The sequence below is a fragment of the Methylobacterium sp. M6A4_1b genome (assembly GCF_053345175.1).
On record NZ_JBKEZQ010000059.1, the window covers coordinates 1 to 7053 of the forward strand.

Genomic DNA, 7053 nt, shown 5'->3' on the forward strand with positions numbered 1-7053 from the left:
CGCGCCGGCATCGCGGACGTGTTCGTCCAGGACAACCAGTCCTTCTCCGCCCCGCGCGGCACCGTGCGCGGCCTGCACTTCCAGCGCGCCCCCATGGCCCAGGCCAAGCTGATCCGGGTGCTCTCCGGCGCCATCCTGGACGTCGCCGTCGACCTGCGCCGCGCCTCGCCCACTTTCGGCCGGCACGTGGCCGTGCGCCTCGATGCGCAAGGCGGCGAGCAGCTCTACATCCCGGTCGGCTTCGGGCACGGCTTCTGCACCCTGGAACCCGACACCATGGTGGCCTACAAGGTCGCCGGCGGGGTCTACAGCCCCGAGCACGACGGCGGCCTGCTCTGGAACGATCCGGCGCTCGCCATCGCCTGGCCGGTGAGCGAGGCCGAGGCCCAGCTCTCGGCCAAGGACCGGGTCGCCCCGCGCCTGGCCGATCTTCCGCCGCTTTTCTGAAGCTCCTGCGGCGGACGATTCTTGCGGCGGACGATTCTTGCGGCGAACGGCCCGGCCGGCGCCGGTCCCGCCGCATCACCCCATCGCCGGATCGTCCATCGATCCGGCCTCACGAGAGACCCGTCATCCCATGCGCATCTTGGTCACCGGCGGCTGCGGCTTCATCGGATCGGCGCTCGTGCTGCACCTGGTGCAGGATCTGGGGCACGAAGTGGCGACCCTCGACGCGCTCACCTACGCAGCCAACCCGATCTCGCTCCAGCCGCTGGCGGACGACCCGCGCCACCGCCTGGTGGAGGCCGACATCTGCGATCCGGGAGCCGTGCACGCCCTCTACGCCGACTTCCGGCCCGAGGCGGTGATGCACCTGGCCGCCGAGAGCCACGTCGACCGCTCGATCACCGATCCGGGCGCCTTCATCCGCACCAACGTGGTCGGCACCCAGGTCCTGCTCGACGGGGCGCGCAGCCACTGGGAGACGCTGGCGGGACCCGAAAAGGCGGCCTTCCGCTTCCTGCACGTCTCCACGGACGAGGTCTACGGCTCGCTGCCGCCCGACGGCTTCTTCACCGAGGCGAGCCGCTACGACCCGCGCTCGCCCTACTCGGCCTCGAAGGCCGCCTCCGACCATCTCGCCCGCGCCTGGCACGAGACCTACGGCCTGCCCGTCCTGGTCACCAACTGCTCGAACAACTACGGCCCGCGCCACTTCCCCGAGAAGCTCATCCCGCTGATGATCCTCAACGCGCTGGAGGGCAAGCCGCTGCCCGTCTACGGCGACGGCCTGAACGAGCGCGACTGGATCCACGTGGAGGACCATGCCCGCGGCCTCGTGGCCGTGCTGGAGCGGGGCCGGGTCGGCGAGACCTACCTGCTCGGCGGGCGCGCGGTGCGCAACAACCTCGGCGTGGTCCAGGCGCTCTGCGCCGCCTTCGACCGCCTGCGCCCGGAGCAGGCCCCCCACGCGCGGCTGATCACCTATGTCGCCGACCGGCCCGGCCACGACCGGCGCTACGCCATCGACCCCGCCAAGGCCGAGGCCGAGCTCGGCTGGCACCCGACCCAGGACTTCGAGCGCGCCCTGGAGGAGACCGTGCGCTGGTATCTCGCCAACGAGGCCTGGTGGCGCCCGATCCGCGAGGGCCGCTACACCGGCGAGCGCCTCGGCCTGGGCACCGCCCCGAAGGCGGGGTGAGCCCGATGGCAGCCTCCGAGAACGCCGCACCGCGCGACATCCTGATCCTCGGCGGGGCCGGCCAGGTCGGCACCGAGCTGCAGGCGCCGGCGCTCTGGGACGCGGGCACGCGCCTGCACGCCCCGAGCCGCACGGCCCTCGACGTCACCGACGCCGCCGCGATCGCGGCGGCTCTCGGCGCGCGCCCCTACGCGGCGGTGGTCAACGCGGCCGCCTACACCGCGGTCGACCGGGCCGAGAGCGAGATCGCCGCGGCCTGGAGCCTGAACGCGGTGGCACCGGCACTGCTCGCCGCGGCCACCGCAGAGGCCGGCATCCCGCTCGTGCACGTTTCCACCGACTACATCTTCGACGGACGGACCGAGGCCCCCTGCACCCCCGACACGCCGGTCGACCCGCAGAGCGTCTACGGCGCCAGCAAGGCGGCCGGCGAGATCGCGGTGCGCAGCGCCAACCCGCGCCACGCCATCATCCGCACCGCCTGGATGATGAGCCCGCACCGGGGCAACTTCGTCAAGACGATGCTGCGCCTGGCGAACGAGCGCGAGCGCCTGAGCGTGGTCGACGACCAGCACGGCAGCCCGACCAGCGCGGGCGACCTCGCCGCCGGCCTGGCCCAGATCGCCCAGGCGCTGGCCCGCGACCCCGGCGCGCCCACCGGCACGCACCACTTCGTCAATGCGGGCGCCACCACCTGGTGCGGCTTTGCCCGCGCCATCGTGGCGGGCGCGGCCCGGCGCGGCGCCCGCGCGGTGCCGGTGGACGCCATTCCCACCAGCGCCTTCCCGACCCCGGCCCGCCGGCCGGCCTATTCGGTGCTCTCGACGGCGAGCCTCACGGCCGCCTACGGCCTGAGGCCGCGGCCTTGGGAACAGGCCCTGGACGACATCCTCGACCGGCTGGTCGGCCCCGAACGGACAACGACGGAGACACAGGCATGAAGGGGATCGTTCTGGCCGGCGGCACGGGCACGCGCCTGCACCCGGCCACCCTGTCGATCAACAAGCAGCTGCTGCCGGTCTACGACAAGCCGATGATCTACTACCCGGTCTCGGTGCTGATGCTGGCGGGCATCCGCGAGATCCTGATCATCTCCAGCCCCGAGCACCTCGACAACTACAAGCGCCTGTTCGGCACCGGCGAGCAGTTCGGGCTGTCCTTCAGCTACGCGCTCCAGCCCCGGCCGGAGGGGCTGGCCCAGGCCTTCCTGATCGGGCGCGAGTTCGTCGGCGACGACAGCGTCGCCCTGGTTCTGGGCGACAACCTGTTCTTCGGCTCGGGGATGCGCGAGATGCTGGCCCAGGCCCGCGCCCGCGAGACCGGCGCCACGGTGTTCGCCTACCACGTCGACGACCCCTCGGCCTACGGCGTGGTCACCCTCGGCCCCGACGGACGCCCCTTACGCCTCGTCGAGAAGCCGGTGACGCCCGAGAGCCCCTGGGCGGTGACGGGCCTGTACTTCTACGACAACCAGGTCCTCGACATCGCCGCCGGCGTGACGCCCTCGGCCCGGGGCGAGCTCGAGATCACCAGCGTCAACGAGGCCTATCTCGCGCGCGGGCAACTGCACGTGGAGCGCATGAGCCGCGGCTATGCCTGGCTCGACACGGGCACGCATGACAGCCTGCTGGAGGCGGCCGAGTTCGTGCGCACGCTCCAGCACCGCCAGGGCCTGCAGGTGGCCTGCCTGGAGGAGATCGCCTACCTGCAGGGCTTCATCGGCCAGGACCAGCTCGTCGCCCGCGGCAAACTCTTCGCCAAGACCGCCTACGGACAGAACCTCCTCAAACTCGCTCAGGAAGACCAGAGCGAACGCCTGATATGATAATCAAGGTATCAAATAAATTATCATCTTCTCATTCATGGCCGTGTAGGACCGGCAGCAACAACTTTATATTCAACCCTATATAAATTTTTGATTTTCTAATCTTTTCTTATTTTTGATCCAGTCACTATGGCATTAAATATAATTAATTGCACTATATTTTTGTCTAAAAATCAATGATGCCCATAATACAACAAAAGAGAAACCTTATGAAGAGCGATGATCAGAGCGAGCATCAAACGATACTTAACTATGTGGACGGCTATATTGAATATATAGCATATTCGGATGGATCACGAAAACTCCGCGATCACCGCGGGGTATGCACGTATCTAGTCAACAAAAAAATAAATGAGAAAGTTAATCAAAAGCATAAAATGCATTTATTGGTGAGAAAAGAATTATTATAAGACAGATTATGAAATAAATACATTGCAATTTGCTGTAAATATTGAATGTTCAGTATATAAAAAGCGAACATGATGTAAAACGCCATTGAGTAGGCATGAAGTTTGAAACATAAATCCAACTTGCGTCAGAATTTTATAACGGGGAGAAAATTCGTGGGGAATTCGAAGTTGCGTACTGACCATGGCTGCTCCGTACTTCGAAGCAGTCATGAAGGAGAAATTTGTAGTCTCGTTCCCTTAGACTTTGAGCATACAAACGAAGTTGTAGAATGGAGGAACGACCCTTATATAGCGGCTTGGTTCCTGACCCAGCACCGCTTCGATAAAGCAGGGCATGAATCATGGCTAGCTCGAACACATAGTACTAATACCGACTTCAATTGGGTGATTCGGGAAAGTTCTGGATGCCTAATAGGAATGGTGGGAATATATAATGTAGAATGGGAGTACAAGCGAGCAGAATTTGGTCGCTTGCTAATTGGCTCTCAGCAGGCTCGTGGAAAAGGCATGGCACGAGAAGCGACTAAGCTTGCGCTAAATGCTGCAAAAATTGGAGGGCTGAACGAAATTTATCTGGTTGTGAAAAGCTCAAATATTTCTGCATACTCGATCTATTCCTCGGTTGGATTCATTCAAGAGAGAGTAGAAAATGAATTAACAACAATGCGGATTGTCCTTTGAGTATTATTTTGGTTTCGTGGCCTGCCCCCTGAAAAGTGGTCATCCCTGAGGTATGGCTTCGCGCCATGTGGAGGATGTTGTCACGGGACGGAAGAAGCATACGGCTGAAGAAATTTTCGCTAAGCTGCGTCAGGTTGATGTCTTGGTCTCGCAAGGCCGTAAGGTCGCTGAAGCAATCCGGTCCATCGAGGTGACAGAGGTCGCTGCGCGATGAACTCCTCAACGGCGAGGTGTTCTACACCCTGAAGGAGGCCAGCGTCGTGATCGAGCAATGGCGGCGGCACTACAACAGCATCCGACTGCACTCATCGCTCGGCTACCACCCGCCTGCGCCAGAGGTCGTCATTTGGCCAACGGAACCGAGCAGCCCAACGCCGCTCGCACAACCCGCCTTCGTCACGCGACCTGACCCTGACCCAGCAAACTGGTCCGCGCTGAGCGCAAGTTTTTCGGGCATCCTGAACCCTGAAGGAGGGTGGATGCCATGCCTCGCAAACGCTTCACAAATGAACAGATCGCCTTTGCCCTGCGGCAGGCGGATAACGGCGCGACGGTAGACGAGGTCTGTGCGGCGAGATGGGCGTCTCTGAGCCGACCTTTTATCGCTGGAAGAAGCAGTTCGTCGGCATGGGCTTCCCGGAGATCCGGCGGCTGAAGCAGCCGGAGGACGACAACGGCAAGCTCAAGCGGCTGGTCGACGACCTGACGCTCGATCGCTCCATGCTGCAGGACGTGCTCAAGGGTTAGTGGTGAGGCCCGCCGCTTGCCCTGAGGTCAGTGGTCACCTGCAGGTGGCCCACGACATCAGCGAGCGTCGGGCCTGCCAAGCCACTGGTTTCGGCCGCTAGTCTCAGCGCTACCGCAAGCGCGTCGATCCGCAGGGGGCGCCGCGGATGCGGTTGAAGGAGCTCGCTGCTGCACAGCTGTGCTACGGCTATCCGCGCCTGCACATCCTGCTGCAACGGGAGGGCTGGCAGGTGAACCATAAGCGCGCAAGGCCGGGCGCGCCGCTCGAAGCTCGATCCGCACGAGGCGTTTCTGCGCGGCCTGATCCACGGACAAGGCGACATCACCCTGGAGTAGATGCGTGCTCGACTGTGGGGCGAGCACGATCTGACTGTGGGGCTCGGCACCCTGTGGAGCTTCCTCGACGCACGCGACCCCACGTACAAAAACGTATGGCCCGCCCCAGCTGCAAGCTGCATGTGCGAGATGCGCTGAACACCTTCGCCTTGACGCTCGTGCCGTCGCTATCCCCGAGCGTGCCGCTACTATCCTGCCATGAGACTACGAAGCCGCCATTCGCCAAGCCCATGATCGTAGGGCTGAACTGGTAACCGTCAGTTTGAGTGTTGACAAGGAACTCGAACCCAATCCGCGAAAAGGTTGTCATGGAAGTCCCTCATGCCGGAAACCTGCTGCCGAGACCGCTATCCTCTACACGGATCGATAGTGGCAATAACAGGGCTAAGCGATGTTCCAGCATTGGGATATTGCGAAGGAGCAGACCGTAGCAGAAATTTGAGACATAAGACCCCATTTCATAATGGGTAGAACAGCTTAGCTATTGGGTGAGTGGCGAGCATCGTGGGCGTTGGGAGAGTGTCTGACTGCAACACGGGATGCCCTGCATCCTCGATGCTGTAATTATGAAAGGAACTAAATTAACCCTCGATTACATCCAAAACACTACGGAGATCACAGGCTCAAAATTTTTTTAGCTTGGATTATGGCTATTGTATTTTCATTATCCGGCCTAAATTATCGCTCTGTGCATAGTAGGATTTTGCCGCGGCTGCTCGTTCTGTGAGAAGTGCAAAGTCCTGTCCGCGAGGGCATGCCCTCGCGGACAGGATTTCCCACCCAACACCGGAATGCCCTAGCAGGGTGTTGAAGAAGTCCGTGGCGTGCCAGGGGTTGGCATGATTCACTGCTCCCTGGCAGTAAACGGGGAAGGCAGATGCGGGGCTCGGATCGGCGTTCGGGGGCGTTGTTCTCGTATGTGGACCTGGAAGCTCGGGTCCGGTCCGATCATCCTCTGCGGGCCATCCGGCAACTGACGGACGAGGCGCTGGTGGCCCTGAGCGGGTCGTTCTCGGCACTCTATGCGACTCGGATGGGTCGTCCGTCGATCCCGCCCGAGATGCTGCTGCGGGCTATGCTCCTGCAGGCGTTCTACTCGATCCGCTCGGAGCGGCAGCTGATGGAGCGGCTGGAGTTCGACCTGTTGTTCCGCTGGTTCGTAGGGCTGGGCATCGACGATCAGGCCTGGGATCATTCGAGCTTCACCCGGAACCGGGACCGGCTCCTGGCCGGTGAGATCGCGGCCCAGTTCCTGGCCGCCGTGCTGGCCCGGCCCCGGGTCAGGCGGCTTCTGTCCAGCGACCACTTCAGCGTCGATGGCACGCTGATCGAGGCCTGGGCGTCGATCAAGAGCTTCAAGCCCAAGGATCAGGGCGGCAACGATCAAGGGAAAGATCCGCCGCCGCCGTCCG

Annotated in this window: 6 protein-coding genes and 3 pseudogenes; all 9 read left to right on the forward strand. The window is 62.6% G+C overall.

What is annotated here, in order from left to right; translation table 11 throughout:
- The coding region (gene rfbC, locus ACLBWX_RS22730; protein ID WP_447678179.1) for a dTDP-4-dehydrorhamnose 3,5-epimerase at window positions 1-447 on the forward strand (447 nt) is incomplete at its 5' end.
- Between the two features lie 130 nt (window positions 448-577).
- The gene (gene rfbB / locus ACLBWX_RS22735) at window positions 578-1642 is read left to right on the forward strand and encodes a dTDP-glucose 4,6-dehydratase (RefSeq protein ID WP_447678178.1); all 1065 of its coding nucleotides are present in this window, start codon (window positions 578-580) and stop codon (window positions 1640-1642) included.
- Between the two features lie 5 nt (window positions 1643-1647).
- Window positions 1648-2583 (forward strand): dTDP-4-dehydrorhamnose reductase, encoded by a 936-nt coding sequence (gene rfbD, locus ACLBWX_RS22740; RefSeq protein ID WP_447678177.1) that lies wholly within the window; start codon window positions 1648-1650, stop codon window positions 2581-2583.
- Window positions 2580-3467 (forward strand): glucose-1-phosphate thymidylyltransferase RfbA, encoded by an 888-nt coding sequence (gene rfbA / locus ACLBWX_RS22745; RefSeq protein WP_447679195.1) that lies wholly within the window; start codon window positions 2580-2582, stop codon window positions 3465-3467. Before rfbD ends, rfbA begins: the two co-directional genes overlap by 4 nt.
- A gap of 578 nt (window positions 3468-4045) precedes the next feature.
- Complete coding sequence (locus ACLBWX_RS22750; RefSeq protein ID WP_447679196.1) at window positions 4046-4558, forward strand: GNAT family N-acetyltransferase; 513 nt, start codon at window positions 4046-4048, stop codon at window positions 4556-4558.
- A gap of 203 nt (window positions 4559-4761) precedes the next feature.
- Window positions 4762-4905 (forward strand): annotated as a pseudogene (locus ACLBWX_RS22755) (integrase core domain-containing protein); the annotation flags it as partial.
- A 137-nt stretch (window positions 4906-5042) separates the two neighbouring features.
- A pseudogene (locus ACLBWX_RS22760) lies at window positions 5043-5607 on the forward strand (transposase); the annotation flags it as partial.
- Window positions 5549-5731, forward strand: a pseudogene (locus ACLBWX_RS22765) (IS630 family transposase); the annotation flags it as partial. The pseudogenes ACLBWX_RS22760 and ACLBWX_RS22765, both read left to right, overlap by 59 nt.
- Window positions 5732-6518: 787 nt before the next feature.
- On the forward strand, window positions 6519-7053 hold a 535-nt coding region (locus ACLBWX_RS22770), incomplete at its 3' end, for a transposase (RefSeq protein WP_447678298.1).